The sequence below is a fragment of the Pseudonocardia thermophila genome (genome assembly GCF_900142365.1).
Lineage (GTDB): Bacteria > Actinomycetota > Actinomycetes > Mycobacteriales > Pseudonocardiaceae > Pseudonocardia > Pseudonocardia thermophila.
Map to the genome: position 1 here is coordinate 114,922 of NZ_FRAP01000017.1, position 25,017 is coordinate 139,938.

Consider the following 25,017-nt stretch of genomic DNA (forward strand, 5'->3'; position numbering starts at 1 on the left):
CGACCTCGGTCCCGGCCCGTGAGGTGGTCCGCTGATGCCGGCCAGGAGCGGGAACGGTCCGCTGCGCGGGCTCACCGTCGTCGACTTCAGCACCTTCCTGGCCGGGCCCTTCTGCACCCAGCTGCTGGCCGATCTCGGCGCGGACGTGATCAAGATCGAGCCGCCCGGCGGGGACAGCTCCCGGGCGATCCCGCCGCACTACGTCGGCGGCGAGAGCCTGTACTACCTCAGCGTCAACCGCACGAAGCGGTCGATCGTGGTCGACCTGAAGTCCCCGGCGGGACGGGACCTGGCGGTGGCGCTCGCCGGCCGGGCGGACGTCGTGGTCGAGAACTTCGGCCCCGGCGTCGCGCAGCGGCTCGGGATCGACGCCGAGGCGATCTGCGCGGCCCACCCGCGGTTGGTGTGGTCGTCGATCAGCGGGTTCGGCCGGGCCGGTGACCGCACCGACCTGCCCGCCTACGACATGATCGTGCAGGCGCTGTCCGGGGTGATGATGACGACCGGTGAGCCGGGCGGGCAGCCTGTGCGGCTCGGCATCCCGGCCGGTGATCTGGTGGCCGGGCTCTACACCGCGATCGGCGTGCTGGCTGAGCTGGCCTCCCGGGCCGAGCCCGCCGGATCGCGGGTCGTCGACGTGTCGATGTTCGACGGCCTCATCTCGATGCTGTCCTACCTGGGCGTCTACACGCTCCGCACCGGCGTGCCGCCGGGGCCGCAGGGCAGCGGCCACGCCTCGATCCCGACCTACCGCTCGTTCCTCGGCGGCGACGGGGAGCGGCTCGTCATCACGGCGAACACCGAGCGGATGTGGCGAGAGCTCTGCGCCGTCCTCGAGCGGGAGGAGCTGATCGACGACGCGCGCTACCGCACGGCCGACGACCGCCTGCGCAACGCGACCGACCTGTGGCCGGCACTGGAGGCGGCGTTCCTCGAGCGGCCTGCGCACGAGTGGGTCAAGCGCTGCAACGCGCGGGGTGTCCCGGCGGCGCTCGTGACGGACGTCCCCGAGGCGCTGGACGCCGCGCGCCGGGACAGCCGGTCGATGATCCTGCAGCTGCAGAGCGGACCGGGCGAGCGGATCGACGTGATCGGGAACCCGGTCAAGATCGTCGGTCGCGAGGTCGACTCGGCCGCGTATCCGCCGCGGCTGGGTGAGCACACCGACGAGGTCCTGTCCGAGGTCCTGAACCTGTCCGCCCGGCAGATCGACGAGCTGCGCGCCGCGGGAGCGGTCCGCTGACGCCCGCCGGAGCGACCGCTGGAGATCCCGCTGAAGAGCACGGAAACGGAGAACGGATGTCTGACGAGTACGACCTGATCATGGTCGGCGGAGGAGCGGGCAGCCTGGTCGCTGGACTGGCCGCGGCCGACGCCGGTCTGACGGTCGCGCTGTTCGAGAAGAGCGATCGGGTCGGCGGCGGGGCCGCCTACTCCGGCGGGGTCCTGTGGGCGCCGATGAACCACGTCATGCGGCGCAAGCAGATGTCGGACTCGCTCGACGAGGCGATGCTCTACCTCGAGCACGCCTCCCACGGCCGCGGGGACCGCGCGGTGCAGCGGGCCTACGTGGAGACGATCGGTCCGGTGCTCGAGTACGTCGAGCAGCAGACGGGCATGAAGTTCATCGTCTGGCCGGGCCAGCCGGACTACTACCCGTCGCTGCCCGGTGCCAAGCTGGAGGGCCGCACGGTCCTGCCGCACCCGGGCTCGATCGCCGGAAAGCTGGCGGCGGCCGAGGCGGAGTTCGCCGATCTGCAGAAGGTGCGCTGGTCGCCGCACCTGTCGATCGTGAAGGACATCCAGCGGCTGCTCGCGGGCCGGCCGATCTCGCAGGCGTGGCTCGGCGGGCGGGCGCTGATCGGCGGGCTCTGGCGGACCTACCTGGAACGCGGGCTTCCCTACTACCTCGGTGCCCCCGTGCGTGAACTCGTCGTCGAGGACGGTCGAGTGGCCGGGATCGTGGCCGAGCTCGACGGGGTGCCCACGACGGTGCGGGCCCGCCGGGGCGTCCTGCTCAACACGGGCGGGTTCGAGTGGAGCCGGGAGATGAACACCCGCTACCTGCCGGTGCCCGACGTGCACGCGTTCACCCCGCCGGTCAACACCGGGGACGGCCACGTCATGGCCATGCGTATCGGCGCGGCGACCGCCCTGATGGACCAGGCCCAGTGGGACCCGACGATCCACGTGCCGGACGAGAACCACGACGGCGAGGACCTCTATCTGATGTTCCTCGAACCGCTGAGCCGGCCGCACTCGATGGTCGTGAACCGGAAGGGGCGGCGCTTCGGGAACGAGTCGTCGCACTTCTGCTTCACCGACGCGTGGATGCGCTACAACTCCCGCACCCGCGAGTACGAGAACTTCCCGGCGTACTTCATCGCCGACAGCCAGTACCGGCGCAAGTACGGGCTGCCGAAGGTCGCAGCCGACGCATCGGTCCCGAGCTGGATCACGCAGGCGGACAGCCTCGAGGAGCTCGCCGAGCGCATCGGCGTCGACGCGGCGGGGCTCAAGGAGCAGGTCGAGATCTTCAACGCCGCTGCGGCCACCGGGATCGACACGGAGCACGAGCGCGGCGCAGACGCCTACGACCGCTACTGGGGCGATCCCACGCACACCCCGAACCCGGTGCTGGGCGACGTGTCCGAGCCGCCGTTCTACGCCATCCAGCTGCACCTGGGCACGGCCGGCAACCGGGGTGGACTGGTCATCGACGCCGACGGGCGGGTCGTCAGCGTGACGGGTGAGCCGATCACCGGCCTCTACGCCTGCGGGCACACCGCCGCCGACCTGATCTTCGGCGGCGGCTACAACTCCGGGACCGCCGTCGGCAGTGCGATGGCCTTCGGGTGGCGCGCCGCGCAGGACGCCGCCCGGCGGGCGGCCGCGGACCTGTGACGGTGGCGGACGTGGGTGACGAGGTCCTGGTCGAGCGCGACGGCTCCGTGGCGTGGGTGCGGCTGAACCGGCCCGACCGGCTCAACGCCATGAACGCCGCGCTGATGGACGGTCTCGTGCTGCGGCTGCGGGAGCTGGCCGACGACCCGGAGGTCCGGTGCGTGGCCCTGACCGGGCAGGGGAGGGCCTTCTGCGCGGGCGGGGACGTGGACCTGATGTCCGACCGGGAGCGGCGCGGCTCGCCCACCGACGCCGTGGGGCCGCGGATGGACCACCAGGTGCGGGTCCTCGACCGCCGGTTCGAAGCGATCGAGCTGCTCAGCTCGATGCCGAAGCCGACCGTCGCGATGGTGCGGGGCTGGGCCCTCGGCGGCGGGCTCGCCCTCGCGCTCGCCTGCGACGTCCGGTTCGTCGCCGAGGACGCGCGGCTCGGGATGGGCTTCCTGGCCCGCGCCGTCAGCGGCACCTTCGGGATGGCCTACCTGCTCACGAGCATCCTCGGCAGCGCGAAGGCCCGCGAGTTCGCCCTCCTGCGGGAGTGGGTCGGAGGAGCCGATGCGGTCGCCATGGGCCTGGCGACCTCCGTGCATCCCGCCGACGAGCTGGAGGAGCACACGCAGGAGGTCTGCCGGCGGCTCGCGGCGGGACCCACGTTCGCCTACGGGAAGTTCAAGGACAGCGTGAACTTCGCGCTCGGCGCCGATCTGCGCCGGGTCATGCACTACGAGGCCGTGAACTCGCGGCTGACCTCGCTGTCCGACGACGCGCGCGAGTCGGTCGCCGCCTACCGCGAGAAGCGTCCTCCGCGGTTCACGGGGACCTGACCGGCGGGCCGCGGCTCGTCCGGATCGACGGGATGGGAACGAATGACGGTGCAGGTGGAGTACACGGAAGACGGGCGGGTCGGCGTCATCGCGCTGAACGCGCCGGAGCGGCTCAACGCGATCAGCGAGGAAATGAAGGCGGATCTCTACCGCGCGCTCGACGCCTTCGAGCAGAGCACACGGGCCCGCGTCGCGATCCTGCGCGGGAACGGCCGGGCGTTCTGCTCCGGCTTCGACCTGAGCCGCAAGCGTGGCCAGCACCGCGGAGCCGACCGCGACATCTGGTCGGACCGCCAGCGCCTGCGCGGGCACGCGGAGATGTTCCTGCGGCTGTGGGACTGCCCGAAGCCGGTGATCGCGCAGGTGCACGGGGTGTGCATGGCCGGTGGGGTGCAGCTGCCGATGTGCTGCGACGTGGTCGTCGTCAGTGAGGACTGCCGCATCGGCTGGCCGAAGCTGCCCACCGGCGGTGGGTGGATCAGCCCGATGTTCTCCCTGCTGGTCGGTCCGCACCGCGCCAAGCAGATGGCGATGGTCGCGGGCAGCGAGATCACCGGGAGGACCGCGGCGGAGTGGGGCTACGCGAACCTCGCGGTGCCCGCCGACGAGCTCCAGAAGACGGTGTGGGGGCTGGCCACCGACATGGCCCGGATGGCGCCGAGCGTCCTTCAGCTGAAGAAGGCCGCGATCAACCGCGTGTGGGACCGCATCGGGTTCCGCGACACCGTCCTGGCCGGCGTCGAGTGGGACGCGATGGTGCACAAGGACGCCTCCAGCGAGGTGCTGCGCGGCTGGCTGCGCGAGCACGGCATGAAGGCCGCGATCGCGCGCTTCCAGACCGAGGGCATCCCCGATGGGGACGAGGCCGAGCAGGCCGGCGGGCAGGCCGATGACCAGCACTGACCCGATCGTCGGATCCCCGAACGGCGCAGGCCCGGCGAACGCGCTCCCGGCGCCCGCCGAGCCGACGATCGCCGACGCGCTCGCGGCGATCGCGCGCCGGTCTCCGGCGAGCCCGGCCGTCGGGCGGCGCGGCGAGCGCCTGCGCACCTACGCGGAGCTGCACGAGCGGACCGACCGGCTGGCCAACGCGTTCACCGCGGCGGGGCTGCGCCCCGGCGCCCCGGTGGGGGCCTGGATGGAGGACTGCCCCGAGTACCTCGAGGTGTACCTCGCCGCTGCCAAGGCCGGACTGGTCGTGGTGCCGGTCAACGCCCGGTTCACCGCGGAGGAGGCCCGCTACGCACTCGACCGCGGGGACGTGCAGGCCCTCGTCTTCACCGACGGCACGGCGCCGAAGGTGGAGGAGGCGGCCGCAGACCGCCCGCTGCGGCTCACGCTCACCCCGGGCACGGAGCGGGTCGCGGGCGCCGCCGCGTACCAGGACGTGCTGGCCGCAGCCGCGGCCACCCGGGCGGCCGCGGCGGTGCCCGGCGACGCTCCGTACATCATGGCCTTCACCAGCGGCACCACCGGCTTCCCGAAGGCGGCCGTGCTCACCCACCGGTCGGTGATGACGGTGTGCCGCAGCCAGGTGGCGGCCACCCGCCTCCCCGCGTACGGAGTGCGGGCGCACACCAACTCGATGTCGTTCACCTCGAGCGTGTCGGCGCACCTGCTGCCGACGCTGTTCACCGGCGGTGCCTCGGTCCTGATGGGGACCGGCTGGCACGTCGACGACCTGCTCGACGTGGTCGAGCGGTACCGCGCGACCCATACGACGATCCCGTCCCCGTTCGTCCGCGATCTCGTCGAGCACCTCGGCGGCGCCCCGGACCGGCTCGGCAGCCTGCAGTCGATCCTCCACGCCGGATCCAAGGTGGACGGCTCACTGCTGCAGCAGCTGGGGGAGCTCGCTGGTGCCCGCTTCGTCGAGGGATGGGGGATGACCGAGAACTCCGGCGGGCTGGTGTGCTCCACGTCGGCGCTGGACGTGCTGGGCGCCTCACCGATCGGCTCGGCCGTGTTCGACACCGTCGGTCGACCCGTCCCGGGTGTCGAGGTCGAGGTGGTCGGCGCCGACGGTGCGCCCCTGCCGCACGATGGCGAGTCCGTCGGAGAGCTGCTGGTGCGCTCGCCGAGCCTGGTGGCCGGGTACTGGCGGGACGAGGCGGCCACCGCGAAGGCGTTCCGGGACGGCTGGTACCACAGCGGTGATCTCGGCTCGATCGACGCCCACGGGTACGTGCGGGTCGTCGACCGGCGGGCGGACCTGATCGTCAGCGGCGGCATGAACATCTACCCGGCCGAGGTGGAGCGCGTCCTGCGCACCCATCCCGCCGTCGCCGAGTGCGCCGTCGTCGCCGGACCGCACGAGCGCTGGGGCCAGACCCCCGTGGCCGTGGTCGTGGTCCGGCCAGGGGTGTCCCTCACGCAGGACGAGGTGATCGCGCACTGCCGCGCGCACCTGGCGGGCTACAAGAAGCCCACCTCGGTGCTCTTCGTCGAGCAGCTGCCCCGCAACAGCAGCGACAAGATCGCGCGCGAGCGCCTCCGGCAGATCGTGGCGGCGGCCGCCGGCTGAGCCCGCCTCCCGAACCCCGACCGCCGGCCCGACAGGAGTGAGGACCATGAGCGAGACGACCACCGTCGAGGACCGCATCGACCTGGAGCTCGACCCCGCAGCGCTGTTCGCCGTGCTCCGCGACCTCGACCAGGTCGCGCCGTGCGTGCCGGGCGCGAGCCTGGATCCGCGGGCCCCGGACGACGGGGGAGTGCGGACCGGCGAGGTCGTGTTCGCGTTCGGCCCGATCCGCTACCGCTACCGGGGAACGATGACGGTGAAGGAGCTAGTCGAGGCCGACCGGCGGATCACCTACCAGGCGGCGGCGAGCGAGACCTCCGGCGAGGGCGATCTCAGCGCCGACCTGACCCTGGCCGCGCTGGAGCGGGGGAGCGGCGGCTCCACCCTCGTGGTGAAGTGCGATGTGGCGCTGACCGGGATGGTCGCCGACTTCGCCGCGGGCATGGTGGGCGACGTCGCGCACGACATCTTCCAGCAGTTCGGCAAGGCGGTGAAGGCGCGCTACGCCGATGGGGACGCTGCGACCGTCGATGCCGGCGAACCCCCAGCGGGCCAGTACCGCGCAGCCGAAGCAGCCGGGGCGGCACCGCCGCCCGCTGCCCCGCGGGCCATCGGCGCGTTCGGGATGGTCCTGCGGATCACGCGCGCGCGGCTGGGCCGGCTGGTCCGGGGGATCTTCGGCCGGGCGGGGAGGGCGGTCCGGTGAGGCCGTCCGTGCTGGACGGCTACCGGGACCTACCGATCGTGGTGACCGGCGCCGCCTCGGGCATCGGCGCCGCGGTCGCCGGTCTGCTCACGGACGCGGGCGCTGAGGTCGTCGGCGTCGACCGGAGCCCGGCGCGCCACGGCGTGGCGCGGTCCGTGCAGGCCGACCTCGGCGATCCCGATTCGCTGGCTGCTGCGGTGGCGCAGCTGCCGCGGCGGATCGGTTCGCTCTTCCTGTGCGCCGGCCTCTCCGACGGTGCGGCCGCGCCCCGGCGCGTCGTCGAGGTCAACTTCCTCGGCCTGCGCGAGCTGGTCGAACAGCTCGCGCCGCGGATCGCCCGCGGCGGGGCGGTCGTGAGCACCACCTCCGCGGCCGGGCGCGGCTACCGGGAGAACGCCGCCGACGTGCTCGGGCTGGTGCGCACCACCGGGTTCGCCGATGGCCGGCGCTGGTGCGAGCAGCACCACGGCTACCTCGATCGCCGCGGCGGCTACCGGATCTCGAAGGAGGCGCTCGTGCTCTACACCAAGCTGCGGTGCTGGGAGCTGATGGAGCGGCAGGGGGTCCGCATCAACACCGTCGGTCCCGGCGTGACCGACACCCCGATGCTCGCCGATTCCGCGAAGGCCCACGGCGCGGCCCGGCTCGATGCGCTGCTCGCGCCGGTCGGCCGCCGCGCCACCGCCGAGGAGCAGGCGCAGATCCTGCTCTACCTCAACAGCGGATGGGCGAGCTTCGTGACCGGGCAGGTGATCTGGAGCGACGGCGGCCGGATCAGCACCGAGGAAGTGGCCGCGCTCGGCGCGCCGGTGCCGGTGGGGACGTGGCCGTGACGGCGACCGGGAGCCGGCCGGAGCGGACCGTCCCGGTGCCCGACGAGCTGCGGGCCGCCGCGCGGAAGGTGTCGAACTGGGGCCGGTGGGGACCGGACGACGAGCTCGGCACACTCAACCACATCACGCCCGCGCACGTCGCGCGCGCCACGGCGCTGGCCCGACGGGGCGCGGTCTTCTCGCTGAGCGTCCCGTTCGACGCCGACGGCCCGCAGGGTGCGCACGGGTACCGGCGCAACCCCGTCCACCTGATGACGCTCGACGGCGGCGACCACGACGTGGCCGAGCGGCTCGGCGGCTGGGGCGGGGAGGCGGAACGCCAGGTCAGCGAGCTGTGGCGGGGCCCGATGCGGTTCAACGACGACTTCATCATGATGCCGCTGCAGTGCGCGACCCAGTGGGACGCGCTCGCCCACGTCTACTACGAGGACCGGCTCTACAACGACCGGCCGGCCGGCACGGTCACCAGTTTCGGCGCCACTCGCAACGGCATCGACAAGGTCGCCGCCCGCGGCATGGTCGTCGGCCGCGGGGTGCTGCTGGACGTCGTCGCCCACCGCGGCGCCACGCACCTGGAGGCCGGCGCGGTGATCGGGCCCGAGGAGCTGGAGGCCGTCGCGGCGGCGCAGGGCGTGGACGTCGGCACCGGCGACATCCTGCTCGTGCGGACCGGGTGGTGGCAGTACTTCCGCTCGACCGGCGGCTCGGGGGCCGGGGGACCCGGGATCAGCTGGCGCTGCGCGGAGTGGCTGCATGAACGCGAGGTCGCGGCGATCGCGGCGGACAACCTGGCGCTGGAGACGAGCACCAAGGAGTTCCCCGGCGTGACGCTGCCGTTCCACATGCTCGCGCTGCGCGACATGGGGATGCTCCTGGGCGAGATGTGGGACCTGGAGACCCTGGCCCACGACTGCGCCGAGGACGGGGTCTACGAGTTCCTGCTCGTCGCCCAGCCCCTGCTGATCACCGGCGCCGTGGGCTCGCCGATCAATCCTCTCGCCATCAAGTAGGACCAGGAGCAGCTGTGGACGTGAGCCACGACCAGGATCGCCCGGGGCCCGGCGGCCTCTGGGACGTCGTCGTCATCGGGGCCGGGTTCTCCGGCCTGTACCTGCTGCACCGGGCCCGCGAGCTGGGACTGCGGACCCGCGTGTACGAGGCGGCGCCGGACGTGGGCGGTGTGTGGTACTGGAACCGCTACCCGGGCGCGCGGTGCGACACCGAGAGCATGTACTACTCCTACTCCTTCTCCCCGGAGCTGGAGCAGGAGTGGCCGCTGGAGGAGCGCTACCCCAGCCAGGAGAAGAACCTCGCGTACCTGCGGCACGTCACCGACCGGTTCGACCTGCGCCGCGACATCGTGTTCGAGACCCGGATCAGCGGCGCGGTGTGGGACGACGAGGAGCACGTCTGGACGGTGCGGACCGACACCGGTGACGAGGTGCGGACCCGGTACCTGGTGACCGCGGTCGGGTGCCTGTCGACGCCGAGCAAGCCACGGTTCGAGGGCCTCGAGGAGTTCACCGGCGAGCTGCTGTACACCAGCGAGTGGCCGGAAGACGCCGACCTGACCGGGAAGCGGGTGGGGGTGATCGGCACCGGCTCCACCGGGATCCAGAGCATCCCGGAGATCGCCAGGATCGCCGCGCACGTGACGGTGTTCCAGCGGACGCCGCAGTACACCCTGCCCGCCAACAACCACCGGCTCGATCCCGACTTCGTCAAGGACCTGAAGACCCGGTACCGGGAGATCCGGGAGCGCTGCCGGCACTCGGCTGCCGGTACACCGTACCCGGTGCCGACCCGGTCCGCCCTGGAGGTGCCGGAGGAGGAGCGGATCGCGGCGTTCGAGCAGGCGTGGGAGCGCGGCGGCGGACGGCTCCTGGGGACCTACACCGACATCCTCGTCGACGAGGCCGCCAACGAGACCGTCGCCGAGTTCGTGCGGCGCAAGATCCGCGAGATCGTGAAGGACCCACGGACAGCGGAGCTGCTCACCCCGACGACGTACCCGATCGGCACCAAGCGGATCCCGCTGGACAGCGGGTACTACGAGACGTTCAACCGGGAGAACGTCTCCCTCGTCGACCTGCGGCGGACCCCGATCGAGCGGTTCACCCCGCGCGGCATCCGGACGAGCGAGACCGAGGTGGAGCTGGACGCGGTCGTGTTCGCCACCGGGTTCGACGCGATCACCGGCAGCCTGCTGGCGATCGACCCGGTCGGCCGCGACGGGCTGACCCTGCAGGAGAAGTGGGCGAAGGGACCGCTCACCTACCTCGGGATCGCCACGGCCGGTTTCCCGAACCTCTTCATGATCACCGGGCCCGGGAGCCCCTCGGTCCTCACGAACATGCCCACCGCCATCGAGCAGCACGTGGACTGGGTGATCGACTGCCTCGCGCACCTGGAGAAGAACGGCATCGCGGTGATCGAGGCCGGGGCGCGGGCCGAGGAGCGCTGGACCGACCACGTCGGCGAGGTCGCCTCCCGGACCCTCTACCCGATGGCCGCATCGTGGTACGTCGGGGCGAACATCGACGGGAAGCCCCGGTCGTTCATGCCCTACGCCGGCGGCCTCGGCCGGTTCCGCAAGATCTGCGACGCGGTCGCCGCGGGCGGTTACCCCGGGTTCCGCCTGGGGGACCGCGAGACCGAGGTGGACATCGACTTCGGCGCGTTCACTCCCGACATCCCGACGGGAGTGCCCCAGCCCTGAGCCGGACCGGCTCGATCACCTCACGGCCGACCGCGGCGAGCTGGCCGACCAGCTCGTCCGCGGTCTCCCAGGCGAACGCGACCGAAACGAGGTTGACCCTGCTCGCGAGGAGTTCCTGGACCTCGGCGAGCACGGCGGCGCCACCCGCGGGCGCTGCGGGACCGGCCGGCCCCGTGCCGCCGTGGTGCACCCGGGCGATCGTGCGCGCCCCGAGACCGCCTGCGGACCAGCTGACCTCCTGCCGGAACCACAGCCGCTGCGGGTCCCGCCCCGCCGCCCGCACCTCGCGGCGGATCCGGTCGAAGACCCGCAGCGCCTCGGCACGGTCGATCGCCATGGGCAGCCAGCCGTCCCCGTGCAGGGCGATCCGCTGCACCACTCGCGGCCCGGTGCCGCCCACCAGGATCGGCGGGTGCGGGCGCTGCAGCGGCCGGGGGGCGAAGCACACGTCCGAGAACGACACGTACCGACCGGCGAACGACGGGTCGTCGGACGTCCACAGCTCGACGAGGGCCGCCAGGTACTCGTCCGTGATCGCGCCGCGCTCGGCGAAGGGGTAGCCGAGCCGGTCCGCCTCCGCGGCGTACCAGCCGGATCCGACGCCGAGCAGCAGCCGCCCGCCCGACAGCTGGTCGAGGGTGGCCAGCGCTTTGGCGAAGCCGATCGGCTCGTGGTTGGGCAGCACGGCCACGCCGAGCAGGAACCGGATCGTGCTCGTCCGGGCCGCGAGGAACGCGAACAGCGTGGGCAGGTCCCACCACGTCCGGTTGCCCAGCAGCGCGACGGAGCCGCGGGGCGGCAGGACGTGCTCAGGGAACTGCACGACGTCGAACCCGGCGGACTCGGCCGCCCGGACCACCCGCACGAGATCATCGACCTCGGTCAGGCGGTCGGGCGGGTAGACGGCGAACGAGAAGAACGGCCGGCTCGGGGACGGCACCGGTGCGGCGAGGTGAGCCATGCGCGATCCACGCCCGTCAGGACCGGGCCAGCTCCCGCACCTTGCCCAGGGTGTGCATGGAGGCCTCGTACGCCAGTTGGCTGCGGTGCTCGCGGGGCAGCGACACGTGCGTGAGGTAGCCGTGGGGCAGGCGCGGGTAGCGGGTGATCGACGCCTTGACCCCGCTGTCCGCGAGCCGGTGCCCGTAGGCTCGGCTCTCCTCGCAGAACGTGTCGAGCACCCCAGCGGTGATCACAGCAGGTGGGGCGCCCTTCATGTCCTCCTGCAGCAGCACGCTGGCGCGCTCGTCGCGGGCGTGCGCGGCATCGGCGAGGTAGTTCCCCCAGTACCACGAGGTGGCCGTGAGGGTCGGCCCGAACCGTTGGTCGCGCTCCGCCCAGGGGCGCAGCCCGACCTCCTCGGCCAGACCGATGTGCGCGAAGGGGCCGTAGACGATCGCCTGACCGGTCAGCTCGATCCCGCGTCTCGTGCACTCCAGTGCGGTCGCGCCGGCCAGGTTCGCCCCGGCGGAGTCCCCCATCACGACGACCGCGTCCGGGTCGCCGCCGAACGCCGCGATGTTCTGCTTGACCCACTCGACGCTCGCGACGCAGCACAGGAACGGCGTGGGGAAGGGGTGCTCGGGAGCGAGCGGGTAGTCCACGCTGGCCACGACGACGTCGCAGACCTCGCAGATCGCCCGGGCGGTCGGGTCGTAGGTGTCGACGCTGCCGAACACCCAGCCGCCGCCATGGAAGAAGACCACCACCGGGTGCGGGCCCGGCGTGCGCGGCCGGTAGACGCGCACCCCGACGCGCAGCCCTTCCGCCTCGAACGCCGCGTCGGACACCTCACCGATCTCCCGTCGGGCTTCGGGGGTATCGCGGTGCAGCGCCTGGAGGCGGGCGAAGGTCGCGCGTGCCTCGGCCGGTGTCATGTCGCTGAACCACCGGCCGTTGAGGATCTTCGCCCGTTCGGCGAAGCCGCGGGACAGCTCGGGATCGGGCTCCATGGGGTCCAGCCCGTCGAACTCCTCGATGAACACGAGAGACTCCGATCAGAAGACGGCGTAGGCGTTGGCGGGGGAGGCGCAGCCGCGCGGCAGGTTGAGCGGCGCGGACACGAGGGCGAACGACCAGGTACCCAGCTCCGCGCAGCGGACGGCCAGGTCCTCGAGCGCCCAGAGCTCACCGAGCGGGAGACCGAGCAGGACCAGCAGTCGGTGGTGGGCCCAGCCGACCGAGCGGTCGTAGGGCAGCGCCTCCAGGGTGGGATTGTCGGCGACGACACCCGCGATCCGTCGGTCCCACAACCAGGCCGTGGTCTCGACGCTCGCGTCCAGGCCGGGCAGGCGCAGCGCCGTGCGGTCCTCCCGGAACGCCGCGACCAGCTGATCACGGCGCGCATCGTCCAGCCCGAGGTACCACGGCAGCCAGCCGGTCCGCAGCAGCAGCACGTCGCCCGGCTCGATCGCCACACCCTCGTCCGCCGCGATCTCCTCGATGATCTCCGCGCTGACGGCGAACCGCTCGTCCGGCCGGACCGGCGGCAACCCTCGGCGCGACCGGTGGCGCGGCAGGTCGACGAGGACACCGCGCGTCATGATCCCGGTGCGGGCCCAGCGGTCGATACCGAGGACCCCGCCCCCGTCGAGGTCGGACTCCTGCCGGCCTCCGTAGTAGCCGAACTGGCGGAAGCGCTGGTGGCGCAGGCCGTCCCACTGGGTGCTGCCCTGGAGGTAGAAGTTGTCCAGGTAGTCGTCGCGGCTGTTGCGCTTGAGGACCTCGTGGTGCTGCAGCGGCTCCCGCTTGGACCAGAACACGGTGGCGGGCTCGGTCAGCGGCAGGTCGAGGTTCACGACGACGCCGTGGCGGACCGAGCGGAACGCCGCCGCGGTCTTCTCAGGGGTGATGAAGTTCAGGCAGCCGAGCTCGTCGTCGGCGCCGAAGACACCCCAGCAGTGGCGTTCGGTGGTGCCTTCGACGAAGGGCAGCTCGGCGTACTTCGGGTAGGTCATCGCGGGCTCCCGACGGCGCGGACCGGAGCCGTGCTCGCCGTCGGGGCGGAGCGGATCAGCTCCCGCAGGGCGGGCAGGACCTCGGTGCCGAAACGCACGATCTGGTCACGGGTGGTCTGGACAGTGCTGCCGGGCAGCTGCAGGCGGATGTTGAGCGCCGTCGTGCCGCTCTCAACGAGTTTGGCGTGCAGCTGGGCGGCCAGCTCAGCGCCGGTCTCGGCCCGGACCATGTCGGTCCGGTCGCCGTTCGCCCAGGTCCGCGGGGCTGATCGCGGCGCCGTCGAGCCGCGGCTCGCGGGCCGGGGGCCCAGCCAGCACCGGCGGATCAGCACCCGCGGGCCGGTGCCGCCGCGGGCGTTGTGGATCTCGGTGAGCTCCCTGGCTTGGGCCGGGGACTTGAACGTGGCCACGAGTGATCCCGCGCCGGCCGCGGCGACCTTGGCCGCGGCGACCGGACCGGCGACCGCGCCCAGCACGGGCACGGGCCGATCCGCGAGGACGCGGACGGCGCGGTCGTCGCCGAGCGGGCCGCCCGCCTCGCCGCGCAGCGCGGCCACGACCTTCGGCAGGGCCCGGTAGAAGTCCGCACGCCGGGTCTCGTGCGCAGCCCCGGCGAGGGCGAAGTCGTCGGCGGCGAATCCGGGCGCGAACCCTGCCCCGACCCGCCCGGGATGTCGGGCAGCGAGCCAGGCGAGTTCCTCCAGCAGGAGGTTGACCGGGCGCAGCGGCAGGATGACAGGGCACGGCGCTGCCCATGCGGTGCCGAGCACGTCGAGCAGCCAACAGCAGCCGAGCACCGGGGTGGGCACGTAACCCTCGAACCCGCCATGGTGCTCGCTGAGCGTGACGCCGTCGAACCCCGCCTCCTCCGCGAGCCGCGCCTGGTGCAGCAGCTCATGCACGGCGCTCGTGGCGTCGAGGTCCTCGAGGTAGAGGCCGAGCGAGATGCTGCCTTCGGCGAACGGCTCGTGAGCCGGCCCGGTCACGGCCGGGCCCCGTGCAGCACTGCCGGCGGCACCGCACTCCGCCGGTCGGCACCGCGTCTCGTCAGCCCATCGACCCCGTGCAACCTGCGCAAATCCGCGTCTCCCTCCTCGGTGGCACGACCGTGCGGCCGCTTGACGCCGGCGGGAACGGGACGCTATCAATGGCACGAGTGCGAAACAAGTGTTCTGTCAAACGGAACGGTAAGACTCGTGCTCCGTCGACCTGCGGGAGAACCCTCCGCGGCCGGCCTTCCGGTTCGTCCGGGTTCGGGTTCCTCGCGCACGCCAGTTGTTTGACCAGAACCCCAAGAGACATATAGCTTCGCCAGAAGACACACTGTCTTCTGACCTTCTGATCTTCTGATCTTCCACCGCTGCTGGGGGTTGAGGCATGGCGATTCCGGGCGACGACGCGGCGAACGCTCCGCCCGCCGGTCGAGGACGGCCGCGGCTGCGGGTGGCGATCATCGGTGCCGGTGCGGGCGGGCTGTGCATGGGCGTGGCGCTGCGCCGCGAGGGATCGTGCGATTTCACGATCTTCGAGAAGAGCGACGGGATCGGTGGCACCTGGTGGGACAACCGCTTCCCCGGCGCGGAGGTGGACACCGCCGTCCCCTTCTACTCGTTCAGCTTCCACCCCTACGCCTTCACCAGGACGCACGTCCGCCAGCCCGAGCTGCAGGCCTACCTGGAGAACGTCGCCGACACCTACGGCCTGCGACCGCACATCCGCCTGCGGACCGCCGTGGTCCGGGCGGAGTGGGACGAGGCCACCCACACCTACGAGGTGTTGACCTCCACCGGTGAGCGGGAGCGGTTCCACGTCGTCGTGTCTGCGGTCGGGCTGCTGAACGAGCCGAACCACCCCACCTGGCCGGGCCTGGACCGCTTCCGGGGGCCGAAGTTCCACTCGGCGCGCTGGGACCCGGACGTGGACGTGACCGGCAAGCGGGTCGCGGTGGTCGGCACCGGCTCGACCGCCGCCCAGATCGTGCCGGCGATCGCGCCGATCGTCGAGCACCTGACGCTCTTCCAGCGGCAGCCGGGATGGGTGATGCCCAAGCTGGACCGGGACTTCACCCCCGAGGAACGCGCGCGGCTGCTGCGGCCCGGCTACCGCCGGTGGATGCGGCTGAAGCAGTTCCTGACCTACGAGAAGACCCTCGGCAAGTCGTTCATCGAGGGCACGCCGTCGAACGTCGCCGCGCAGCGGATCTGCGAGAAGTTCATCGAGGAGACCTTCCGCGACCGGCCCGACCTGGCGAAGCTGGTGACCCCCGACTACCCGTTCGGGGGCAAGCGGCCGGTCAAGGAGAGCAAGTTCTACCCGGCGCTGCTGCGCGAGAACGTGGAGCTCGTCCCGCACGCGGTCGCCGAGGTCACCGAGACCGCCGTCGTGGACGACACCGGAACGAGCCACGAGGTCGACGTCCTCGTCATGTGCACGGGGTTCAAGGCGGCCTCGTTCCTGGACACCGTGGAGATCGTCGGCCGCGGCGGGCGCACGATCCACGAGGTCTGGGGCGACGAGCCGCACGCCTACCTGGGCCTCACGGTCGCGGGATTCCCGAACTTCTACATGCTGTACGGACCCAACACCAACGGCGCTCCGATCATGTTCATGCACGAGCGCCAGGTCGAGTTCGTCATGGCCAACATCAAGCGGATGGTGCGGCGCGGGGTGACCGCGATCGAGGTCCGCAAGCCGGTGATGGACCTGTTCAACCGCATCATCCAGCGCCGGATGCAGCGCTACGTCGTCGCGCGGTACCGGGACGTGCACAACTACGGCCGCGCGCGGACGGGCCGCGACGTCATCTACTGGGCCGAGGGCATGGTCGCCTACGCCGTCCTGACCCGGACCACCGCGCGCCTGTCCTCCCGTGCCGAGCGTCTGGGTTCCTGCCGCGGGGCGGGCGGGATCGACGACGCCCGATCCGCGGGCTCGGCACGGCGAGAGCAGCACAGCCGGAGCGGCGTGAGCGACCCGGACCAGTTGACGCGAATGTGAGGCAATGCGATGTCGAAGCCGACCGGAAAGCCGACGATCGATACGGAAGCCCTCCGCCGGAAGTACCGCGAGGAACGGGACAAGCGGCTTCGCCCGGACGGCACCCGGCAGTACGTGGACATGGTGGGCAAGTTCGCCGCGTTCGCCGAGGATCCCTACGTCACCGAGCGCATCGAGCGGGAACCGCTGACCGACAGCGTGGACGTCATCATCCTCGGTGGCGGGTTCTCCGGGCTGATCACCGCCGGGCGGCTGCGGCAGGCGGGCGTGAAGCGGATCCGCATCGTCGAGAAGGGCGGGGATTTCGGCGGAACCTGGTACTGGAACCGGTACCCAGGGATCCGCTGTGACGTCGAGTCCTACATCTACATGCCCTTCCTGGAGGAAGTCGGTTACATCCCGACGGAGAAGTACGCCAAGGGTGAGGAGATCTTCCGGCACTGCCAGGCGATCGGGCAGTACTTCGATCTGTATTCGGATGCCTGTTTCCAGACCGTGGTGAAAAGGGTGTGGTGGGACGAGACCACCGCCGAGTGGATCGTGGAGACCGATCGGGGCGACGCGATGCGGACGCGGTTCCTGTGCCTGGGCAGTGGCGGCATGCACCGGCCGAAGCTGCCCGGGATCCCCGGTATCGAGGACTTCCGCGGGCCCGCCTTCCACACCAGCCGCTGGGACTACTCGGTCACCGGGGGGAACGCGGACGGAAACCTCACGAAGCTGCAGGACAAGCGGGTCGGGATCATCGGGACGGGGGCGTCGGCGATCCAGTGCATCCCGCATCTGGCGGAGTGGTCGAAGGAGCTCGTCGTCGTCCAGCGGACCCCGTCGTCGGTGGACGTCCGCGGCAACAAGCCGACCGATCCGGAGTGGGCCGCGAGCCTGCAGCCCGGCTGGCAGCGCAAGCGGATGCTCAACTTCACCTCGATCCTGCTCGGCGTCCCGCAGGACGAGGACCTGGTGAACGACCGGTGGACGGACGTCTGGTCGCGGATGGGCCGCTACCAGGGATCGCGCACCGACGCGGCGAGCGTCGCGGAGATGCTGGAGCTGGCCGACTTCGAGAAGATGGAGGAGATCCGCGCGCGGATCGACGAGATCGTCGAGGACAAGGCCACCGCCGAGGCGCTCAAGCCCTGGTACAACCTGTTCTGCAAGCGCCCGCTGTACAGCGACGAGTACCTGCAGGTCTTCAACCGCCCGAACGTCCGGCTGCTCGACACCGACGGTCGTGGTCTCGACCGCATCACCGAGCACGCGCTCGTGTTCGACGGGGTCGAGTACCCGATCGACGTGCTCGTCTACGCCACCGGGTTCCGGGTCGGTGTACCGCCGCACCAGGCGGGCGAGTTCCAGGTCGTCGGCCGGGGCGGAGTCGAGATGGCGCAGCGGTGGGCGAAGGGGTGCCCGTCACTGCACGGCATGTACTCGCACGGTTTCCCGAACATGTTCTTCATCGGCCAGGGCTGCCAGGCCTCGCTGACGACGAACGTGCCGCACATGCTCGACGAGCAGGCCCTGCACGTCGCGGCGCTGATCTCGCGGTGCCTCAAGGACGGCGTGCGGTCGATGGAGGTGCGCCGCGAGGCGGAGGAGGCGTGGGCGGCCACCCTCCAGGCGAAGGCGGTCGACCGGCGCAAGTTCGAGGAGGAGTGCACTCCGAGCTACTTCAACAACGAAGGTGAGCTCGACCGCCCCACGATCCTGTCCCGCGGGTACGGCGGCGGTCCGCTGGAGTACATCGCGATCCTGGACCGCTGGCGGAACTCGGACGAGCTGACCCGTGACGTCGAGTTCGCCTACGACTGATCGTGCCCGGTGAGCGCACCGCCGGCCTGCGGACGGGCCAGGCCGGCGGTCCACAGATCGGCGAGCGTCTCCAGCACGACGGACTCGTCGGCCGGGAGCGCGCCCCGCCGGGACAGCAGGACCGCCCGGGACAGCAGGTGGCTGAGCAGGATCACCCGGGTCCGCACCGCACCCCGCTCGCTCTCCGGCCACAGCGCGAGGTAGCGGGGGAGGTGCTCGTCCACGGTGATCCCGCGGGCCCCTTCGGCGTCGGCGCCGACGGACAACTCCTGCCACACCGCGGCGATGATCTGGTGCGCGCGCTCGGAGTACCAGCCGATGGCCTTGTCGAGCCACTGCCGCACGGCGGGTCGGATGTCGGCGGTGTCGCCGGAGATCTCCGCGTCCAGCCCGGCGTAGAGCTCAGCGACGCTGTCCTGCACGGAGTCGGTGAGGACCTGGAGCACCTCGGCCTTGTTCTTGAAGTGGAGGTAGAACGTCGACCGGGTGACGCCGGCGGCGCTGACGATCTCCTCGACGCTGGCTCCGTGGTAGCCGTTGGCCTCGAAAGCCCCGAGCGCGGCGTCCAGCAAACGTCGGCGCGTGATGAGCTGCTGCTCCTCGCGAACGCTCCGCGGGTACGGAGAATTCTTCTTCGCGCCAGCGATGGCGGCAGCCGGCGAATCCTTACCTGCCATGGATCGAGTATACCGTCCGTCTTCTCCGGTCGCGGGATCGGGCACTTCGAGAATTCTCGCGGCGCGGTGTCGGTGAATGCTGTCCGAGAGCGGTTCGCGTAGTCTGCGACGGATGCTGAAAGACAGATAATCGCTTGACAAGACACGCTGACGTGTCTAGTTTCGGGGAAATTCATCCCGCCGGTCCGGCGTCGGCCCGGCCGGCGGAGTATCCCTGCCGACCGGGCATGCGCTCCGGTGTCCCCTGATGTTTCGCGGAGTCGCGTCGAACAGGATGGAGTTGATGTGCGGCGGGTAGTGGTGGCCGTGGACGGTTCCGGGAAGTCGTACGTCTTCTCCGACGAGAAGATTCCCGAGACCGGCTTGCTGTTCCGGGCGGATCCAGAACGGATCCGCGCATGGCTGGACGCGATCGACCCCGCCGACGTCTACCGGCCGGCGCAGCCGCCGGAGGGCGGCGCGCTGTGGTACCTGAGCGAGCTGCCGCCGGGCAAGGGGATGACCGCTACCTCGGTCGCCGACGGGATGGACGAGCGCGGGTTCCACGTCACGAAGACGACCGACTTCATCTACATCCTCTCCGGCAGAGTCCTGCTCGACCTCGACCGCGACACCGTAGAGCTGGCCGCCGGTGACGCCGTCGTCCTGCAGGCCGCCAACCACGCCTGGCGCAATCCCACCACCGAGCCCGCCCGCTTCCTCGACCTGCTCATGTCCAACGCCTGATCCGCGGCCTGCCACCTGTTCGGCAACAGGCAGCGGCGGGAGGAGACCGATGACGTTCGACCAGTACCGATTCCTCGCCGTCTCGGTCGAGGACGACGGCATCACGACCGTGCGGATGGGGGACCCGGTCGGGCCGGACTTCGTCGAGGCCGAGCACCCGATGCACCGGGAGCTGCTGCACGTCTGGGACGACCTGGCCAGGGCCCCCGAGGTCACCGGTGTGGTGCTCACCGGCTGCGGCGACCGGTTCTTCACCGGCCCCACTCTGGAGGCCCTGCGCGACCTCGTCGCGGCGCACCCGTACGGCGTGGTGCGGCAGATGGAAGAGGCGCGCGGGATCGTCAGCCGCGTCCTGGAGTTCGACAAACCGCTGGTGGCCGCTGTCAACGGGCCGGCCGTCAGCGTCGCCTGCCAGCTCGCGTTCCTCAGCGACGAGGTGGTCGCGGTGCCCGAGGCCCGCTTCCAGGACACCCACATCCGCCTCGGGCTGGTGGCAGGGGACGGCGGCACGTGGCTCTGGCCGGCGCTGGTCGGGTACGCCCGTGCCCGGCGCATCCTGCTGCGCAGCCACCCGCTCTCCGTCGAGGACGCGCACGAGCTGGGCCTGGTCGGCCAGATCGTGCCCCGTGCCGAGGTCGTCCCGCGCGCGCAGGAGATCGCGCGCAAGCTCGTGCGGCTGCCCGACTACGCCTACCGGGCGACGAAGCGGTCGCTGGCCCAGTGGCTACGCCTGGGCGCGCTGCTGTCGGCCGAGTTCTCGGCTACCGCGCAGACGACGAGCTACCTGACCCCGGACTTCCACCACGAGCTCGCCGAAGGTCTTCGGCGAGCGACGACGCACCACGGATCGCACGACGGAGCGAGGGGGACATGAAGACGCGAGCTGCGGTACTGCGCGAGACCGGCAAGTGGTACGAGATCGAGGAGCTCGAGCTCGATTCGCCCAAGGCCGGTGAGGTGCTGGTCACGTTCATGGCCGCGGGCCTGTGCCACACCGACGACCACCCACGGACCGGCGACCTGCCCTGCCGGCTGCCGATGGTCGGCGGCCACGAGGGCGCCGGGGTCGTGGAGGCGGTCGGCGAGGGCGTGACCCGCGTGGCGGTCGGCGACCACGTGGCGTGCTCGTTCGTGCCGGTGTGCGGTACCTGCCGGTACTGCTCGACCGGCCGGCAGAACCTCTGCAACTCCGGGCTGAACGCCCAGGTCGGGTGCCTGCCGGACGGGACGTTCCGGTTCCACACCGAGTCCGGGGAGGACGTCGGCGCCCTGTGCGTGCTGGGCTCGTTCTCCCAGTACGCGGTGCTCCACGAGACCTCGTGCGTGAAGATCCCGGACGACGTCCCGTTCGAACTCGCCGCGCTGGTCAGCTGCGGCGTCACCACCGGGTGGGGCTCTGCGGTCTACACGGCGGGCGTCCGCCCGGGCGACACCGTGGTGGTGTACGGCGTCGGCGGCGTCGGGATCAACGCCGTGCAGGGGGCCCGCTACGCCGGGGCCCGCCACGTCGTGGCCGTGGATCCCGTCTCGCTCAAACTGGAGAAGGCCCAGGAGTTCGGTGCCACGCACGTCGCAGACGACGCCGGGAAGGCCTTCGAGCTGGTCGAGGAGTTGACCCAGGGTCTGCTCGCCGACCACGCCATCTGCACCGTGGGCGTCATGACCGCCGAGGTCGTCTCGAACGCGTTCGAGATCGTCGGCAAGGGCGGCCAGGTGACCGTCACGGGGATGGGCAACTACACGACCGCGATCCACGGCGGCCTGCTGCCCGCGTTCCAGAAGCGGATCGTCGGGTCCCTCTTCGGCGGGGCCAATCCGCTGCACGACATCCCCAACTTGCTCGAGCTGTACAAGACCGGGGACCTCAAGCTCGACGAGCTGATCACCCGCCGGTACTCGCTGGAGCAGGTCAACGACGGGTACCGGGACATGCTCGACGGCCGCAACGTGCGCGGCGTGCTCATCCACGACCACGCCTGACCAGGAGCCGGCATGATCGAACAGGACACGCTGTTCATCGGTGGTGAGTGGGTCCCGTCCACGGGCACCGACCGGTTCACCGTGATCTCGCCGATCACCGAGGAGGTCGTCGGCACCACCCCGGCCGGGACCGCGGCGGACATCGACCGCGCGGTCGCGGCCGCCCGCGAAGGCCTTCGACACCGGGCCGTGGCCACGGATGTCGCCCGTGAAGCGCCGGCAGATCCTCCTGCGGGCGGGCAAGAACCTGGAGGCGCGCACCGAGGAGCTCGGCCTGTTGGTCGTCGAGCAGAACGGCACCCCGATCCGGCTGATGCCCGGCTGCACCGGGCGCGTTCGAGTACTTCGCGGATCTTCCGGTGCCGGAACCGGAGCTGCGCGAGGCGGGTACCGAGGCTGCGCTCGTGGTGCGTGAGCCGCGCGGGTCGTCGGCGCCATCGTCTCGTGGAACGTGCCGGTGGCACTCGAGCTGAGCAAGACGATCCCCGCCCTGCTCGCCGGGAACACGGTCGTGGTCAAACCCTCACCGGAGACGCCGCTGCACGACCGCATCATCGCCGAGGCCTTCGCCGAAGCGGGGCTGCCGCCGGGGGTGTTGAACATCGTCGTGGCCGACCGCGAGACCTCCGAACGGCTCGTCCGCCATCCCGGGGTGGACATGATCTCGTTCACCGGGAGCACCGCGGCGGGTCGGCGGATCGGCGCCATCTGCGGCGAGATGATCAAGCCGGTGGTGCTGGACCTGGGCGGGAAGTCGGCGGCACTCGTGCTGGACGACGTCGACATCGCCGATCGGGCCGCGCAGATCCTGCTGACCGGCGCCCTGCTGAACAACGGCGAGGCGTGTGCCGCGTGGGCCCGGATCCTGGTGGCCGCGCAAGCGTTACTCCGAGATCGTCGTCGCGTTGGTCGGCGTGCTCGAGAACGTGGTGGTGGGCGATCCGCGGGACCCGGCCACCGAGGTCGGCCCGCTGGTCAGCAGTCGTCAGCGGGAGCGGGTGGAGGGCTACATCGCCGCCGGCCTGACCGAGGGTGCGCGGATCGCCTACGGCGGCGGCCGACCCGAGGGCTTCGCCAAGGGGTGGTCCGTCGAGCCGACGCTGTTCGTCGACGCGAGCAACGACATGCGGATCGCTCGTGAGGAGATCTCCGGCCCGGACCGCATCGTCATCCCCTACGACGACGTCGCCGATGCGGTCCGCATCGCCAACGACTCGTCGTACAGGCTCGCCGGGGCGGTGTTCACCGAGGATCCGGACCGCGGCATCGCGCTGGTGAACCAGGTCCGCGCCGGGCTGGTCGCGGTGAACAGCCTGGGGATGGCGCCCCAGTTCCCGTTCGGTGGCTACAAGACTCCGGGATCGGGCGGGCGCACGGCCCGGAAGGGCTGGCGGAGTACTTCGAGTCAAGACCATCGGCCTGCCGCCGGGTCACCGCGTCTGACGGCCCGCGACCTGCGGATTCGGCTGCCGTGCACCTTGACAGGGCGAGGCAGCCGACTAGGCTGGGACGAGTTGAACGCTCGTTCCGTGAGACGGAACAGAATGGACGTCGCGGGGTCGTGGAGCGCCGCCTGCGGGCGCGGGGCCGGACGACGTCGTCAGATGGAGTGGGAGCGCGTGTACTCGACCATCCTCGTGGAGGACGCCGACCAGATCGGCGTCGTGACCCTCAACCGGCCGCACCGCATGAACGCGTGGACGCCGCTGATGGGGGTCGAACTGCGGGACGCGTTGATCGCGCTCGACGCCCGCAACGACATCAGGGCCGTCGTGGTCACCGGCGCGGGACGCGGGTTCTGCGCCGGTGCCGACCTCAGCCCGGACGCGCAGGCCGAGTCCGGGCACTCGGACGACCGTCGCGACGAGTTCCCGTACTGGGAGATGAACACCCCGATCATCGCGGCGATGAACGGCCCGGCCGTCGGCGTCGGCATGACCATGCCGTTGCAGTGGGATCTGCGGATCGTGGCCGAGGACGCCAAGTACGGGTTCGTGTTCGGCAGGCGCGGTCTGGTGCCGGAGCTCGGCTCCACCTGGCTGCTGCCGCGGCTGGTCGGGCTCGGTACCGCCCTGGACCTGCTGCTGACGGGGCGCATCTTCACCGGCCGAGAGGCCGCCGAGCTCGGGATCGCGAACGAGGCCGTCCCGGCGGGCGAGGTGCTCTCCCGCGCGCTCGAGATCGCCCGCGACATCGCCGCGAACGTGGCACCGGTGGCGGCCGCGTTGACCAAGCGGCTCGTCCACCGCTTCCTCACCGAGCCCGACCGGGCGGCGGCCGAGCTGGTCGAGCGGCGGCTGGCCGCGTGGACCGCCGAGCAGACGGACCTGAAGGAAGGGGCCGCGGCCTTCTTCGAGAAGCGCCCCCCGCGCTGGCGGCTCGCCAAGAACGACGACTTCCCGGAGGACCTGTTCCATGCCTGAAGGTGCAGCGCCGCAGGGCGCGTCCGCCACGCCGGCCACCGTGGTCGGCGGGTACGCCGACGCGTGGGTGAACATCCCGGTCCCCGGCGAGGACCTCCTCGTTCAGCCGGATGTGCTCAGCTCGAACGTCCGCAAGTGGTTCAAGTCGTACGGGCAGGCCAAGGCGGTCGGCAGCACCGTCGACGAGCTCGTCGAGCACATGAACGCGGCGGGCGTGGAGAAGGCCCTGCTCTCCGCGCGGGCCAGCTGGGACCATCCGCACACCCGCCCGCGCGGGGTCTTCCAGCAGACGCCCGGGATGCCGGACGAGGTCTTCGACCGGTTCCTCGAGGAGATGGTCGCTGCTGTGAACAAGTACCCGGGGCGCATCTACGGCACCGTCGTGCTCGACCCGTTCGGCGCGATGACGACGGTCCGCCAGCTCGAGCGCGCGGTGAAGGAGGCGGGGATGGTCGCGGCGCGGCTGTTCCCCGCAGGCTCCGGGGCTGCGATCGACCATCCGCTGTGCTACCCGATCTACGCGAAGTGCGTCGAGCTCGGCGTCCCGGTCACCGTCAACCTCGGGATGCCGGGCCCGCTGCGCCCGGCCGCGCTGCAACAGCCCAGTCGGCTCGACGAGGTGCTGCTCGCGTTCCCGGAGCTGGTCGTGGTCGGGACGCACATCGGCCATCCTTGGCACCTGGAGACCGTCGCGCTGCTGCAGAAGTACCCGAACTTCCACCTCATGACATCGGGCTGGGCGCCGCGCTACATCCCGAAGGAGATCCTGCACCACCTGAACACCCGGGGCAGCCGGCAGGTGATGTGGGCGTCGGACTACCCGCTGCTGAGCGTCGAGCGGGCGGCGAGCGAAGGGGCGGCGCTCGAGTTCAAGTCCGAGGAGATCAAGAACCGCTACATGCGGGACAACTGCCTCGAGGTCTTCAAGATCTGAGCGA

General features: G+C 71.3%; 21 protein-coding genes and 2 pseudogenes. 18 read left to right on the forward strand and 5 right to left on the reverse strand.

What is annotated here, in order from left to right; translation table 11 throughout:
• Positions 1-34: 34 nt before the first annotated feature.
• From BUE41_RS21275 to BUE41_RS21315, 9 genes are read left to right on the forward strand one after another with little or no spacing between them, the layout of a single operon-like run.
• Complete coding sequence (locus tag BUE41_RS21275) at positions 35-1,243, forward strand: CaiB/BaiF CoA transferase family protein (protein ID WP_073458915.1); 1,209 nt, start codon at positions 35-37, stop codon at positions 1,241-1,243.
• 56 nt (positions 1,244-1,299) lie between these two features.
• A complete protein-coding gene (locus BUE41_RS21280) occupies positions 1,300-2,904 on the forward strand; it encodes an FAD-binding protein (RefSeq protein ID WP_073458916.1) in 1,605 nt (534 codons plus the stop codon).
• 11 nt (positions 2,905-2,915) lie between these two features.
• Positions 2,916-3,728 carry an enoyl-CoA hydratase-related protein gene (locus BUE41_RS21285; RefSeq protein ID WP_073458967.1) on the forward strand — a complete coding sequence of 271 codons (813 nt, stop codon included), beginning with the start codon at positions 2,916-2,918 and terminating at the stop codon, positions 3,726-3,728.
• A gap of 42 nt (positions 3,729-3,770) precedes the next feature.
• Complete coding sequence (locus tag BUE41_RS21290) at positions 3,771-4,631, forward strand: enoyl-CoA hydratase-related protein (RefSeq protein WP_073458917.1); 861 nt, start codon at positions 3,771-3,773, stop codon at positions 4,629-4,631.
• Positions 4,618-6,252, forward strand: coding sequence for a class I adenylate-forming enzyme family protein (locus tag BUE41_RS21295; protein ID WP_073458918.1), 1,635 nt, complete (start codon positions 4,618-4,620; stop codon positions 6,250-6,252). The genes BUE41_RS21290 and BUE41_RS21295 overlap by 14 nt, the downstream gene beginning before the upstream one ends.
• A gap of 46 nt (positions 6,253-6,298) precedes the next feature.
• Complete coding sequence (locus BUE41_RS21300) at positions 6,299-6,958, forward strand: SRPBCC domain-containing protein (RefSeq protein ID WP_073458919.1); 660 nt, start codon at positions 6,299-6,301, stop codon at positions 6,956-6,958.
• Entirely contained in the window at positions 6,955-7,791 is an 837-nt protein-coding gene (locus BUE41_RS21305) for a coniferyl-alcohol dehydrogenase (protein WP_073458920.1), read from the forward strand. Before BUE41_RS21300 ends, BUE41_RS21305 begins: the two co-directional genes overlap by 4 nt.
• Positions 7,788-8,801: a cyclase family protein gene (locus tag BUE41_RS21310; RefSeq protein WP_234997461.1), complete on the forward strand. Its 1,014-nt coding sequence runs from the start codon at positions 7,788-7,790 to the stop codon at positions 8,799-8,801. The genes BUE41_RS21305 and BUE41_RS21310 overlap by 4 nt, the downstream gene beginning before the upstream one ends.
• Positions 8,802-8,821: 20 nt before the next feature.
• A complete protein-coding gene (locus BUE41_RS21315) occupies positions 8,822-10,510 on the forward strand; it encodes a flavin-containing monooxygenase (RefSeq protein WP_200804051.1) in 1,689 nt (562 codons plus the stop codon).
• Here BUE41_RS21315 and BUE41_RS21320 read toward each other — a convergent pair.
• Genes BUE41_RS21320 through BUE41_RS21335 form a run of 4 tightly spaced genes read right to left on the reverse strand, consistent with a single transcriptional unit; the run spans position 10,473 to position 14,453 of the window.
• Positions 10,473-11,471 carry a TIGR03619 family F420-dependent LLM class oxidoreductase gene (locus BUE41_RS21320; RefSeq protein WP_073458922.1) on the reverse strand — a complete coding sequence of 333 codons (999 nt, stop codon included), beginning with the start codon at positions 11,469-11,471 and terminating at the stop codon, positions 10,473-10,475. The two genes, BUE41_RS21315 and BUE41_RS21320, sit on opposite strands and share 38 nt — an antisense overlap.
• 16 nt (positions 11,472-11,487) lie before the next feature.
• Positions 11,488-12,495: an alpha/beta hydrolase gene (locus tag BUE41_RS21325; RefSeq protein ID WP_073458923.1), complete on the reverse strand. Its 1,008-nt coding sequence runs from the start codon at positions 12,493-12,495 to the stop codon at positions 11,488-11,490.
• Between the two features lie 12 nt (positions 12,496-12,507).
• A complete protein-coding gene (locus BUE41_RS21330; RefSeq protein ID WP_073458924.1) occupies positions 12,508-13,467 on the reverse strand; it encodes a cyclase family protein in 960 nt (319 codons plus the stop codon).
• Positions 13,464-14,453 carry an LLM class flavin-dependent oxidoreductase gene (locus BUE41_RS21335; RefSeq protein WP_073458925.1) on the reverse strand — a complete coding sequence of 330 codons (990 nt, stop codon included), beginning with the start codon at positions 14,451-14,453 and terminating at the stop codon, positions 13,464-13,466. Before BUE41_RS21335 ends, BUE41_RS21330 begins: the two co-directional genes overlap by 4 nt.
• 391 nt (positions 14,454-14,844) lie before the next feature.
• Between BUE41_RS21335 and BUE41_RS21340 the strand changes: the two genes are divergently transcribed.
• A complete protein-coding gene (locus tag BUE41_RS21340) occupies positions 14,845-16,464 on the forward strand; it encodes a flavin-containing monooxygenase (RefSeq protein WP_084755536.1) in 1,620 nt (539 codons plus the stop codon).
• Between the two features lie 9 nt (positions 16,465-16,473).
• Positions 16,474-18,273 (forward strand): flavin-containing monooxygenase, encoded by a 1,800-nt coding sequence (locus tag BUE41_RS21345; RefSeq protein WP_073458927.1) that lies wholly within the window; start codon positions 16,474-16,476, stop codon positions 18,271-18,273.
• Here BUE41_RS21345 and BUE41_RS21350 read toward each other — a convergent pair.
• Positions 18,264-18,950: a TetR/AcrR family transcriptional regulator gene (locus BUE41_RS21350; protein WP_084755538.1), complete on the reverse strand. Its 687-nt coding sequence runs from the start codon at positions 18,948-18,950 to the stop codon at positions 18,264-18,266. The two genes, BUE41_RS21345 and BUE41_RS21350, sit on opposite strands and share 10 nt — an antisense overlap.
• Before the next feature lie 285 nt (positions 18,951-19,235).
• On the opposite strand from BUE41_RS21350, the gene BUE41_RS21355 reads away from it, so the two are divergent.
• The 7 genes and pseudogenes from BUE41_RS21355 (at position 19,236) to BUE41_RS21390 (ending at position 25,013) form a co-directional block, all read left to right on the forward strand.
• Positions 19,236-19,676, forward strand: a complete 441-nt coding sequence (locus BUE41_RS21355) for a cupin domain-containing protein (RefSeq protein ID WP_143172281.1) — start codon at positions 19,236-19,238, stop codon at positions 19,674-19,676.
• 49 nt (positions 19,677-19,725) lie between these two features.
• On the forward strand, positions 19,726-20,550 hold the full coding sequence (locus BUE41_RS21360; RefSeq protein WP_073458930.1) for an enoyl-CoA hydratase-related protein: 825 nt from the start codon (positions 19,726-19,728) through the stop codon (positions 20,548-20,550).
• A complete protein-coding gene (locus tag BUE41_RS21365; RefSeq protein ID WP_073458931.1) occupies positions 20,547-21,656 on the forward strand; it encodes an NDMA-dependent alcohol dehydrogenase in 1,110 nt (369 codons plus the stop codon). The genes BUE41_RS21360 and BUE41_RS21365 overlap by 4 nt, the downstream gene beginning before the upstream one ends.
• A 12-nt stretch (positions 21,657-21,668) precedes the next feature.
• Positions 21,669-21,776, forward strand: a pseudogene (locus BUE41_RS32115) (hypothetical protein); the annotation flags it as partial.
• Positions 21,777-22,113: 337 nt separating this feature from the next.
• Positions 22,114-22,470, forward strand: a pseudogene (locus BUE41_RS32475) (aldehyde dehydrogenase family protein); the annotation flags it as partial.
• A gap of 100 nt (positions 22,471-22,570) precedes the next feature.
• The gene (locus BUE41_RS32480; protein WP_268794521.1) at positions 22,571-24,079 is read left to right on the forward strand and encodes an aldehyde dehydrogenase family protein; all 1,509 of its coding nucleotides are present in this window, start codon (positions 22,571-22,573) and stop codon (positions 24,077-24,079) included.
• Positions 24,072-25,013: an amidohydrolase family protein gene (locus BUE41_RS21390; protein WP_073458932.1), complete on the forward strand. Its 942-nt coding sequence runs from the start codon at positions 24,072-24,074 to the stop codon at positions 25,011-25,013. Before BUE41_RS32480 ends, BUE41_RS21390 begins: the two co-directional genes overlap by 8 nt.
• Positions 25,014-25,017 lie beyond the last annotated feature (4 nt).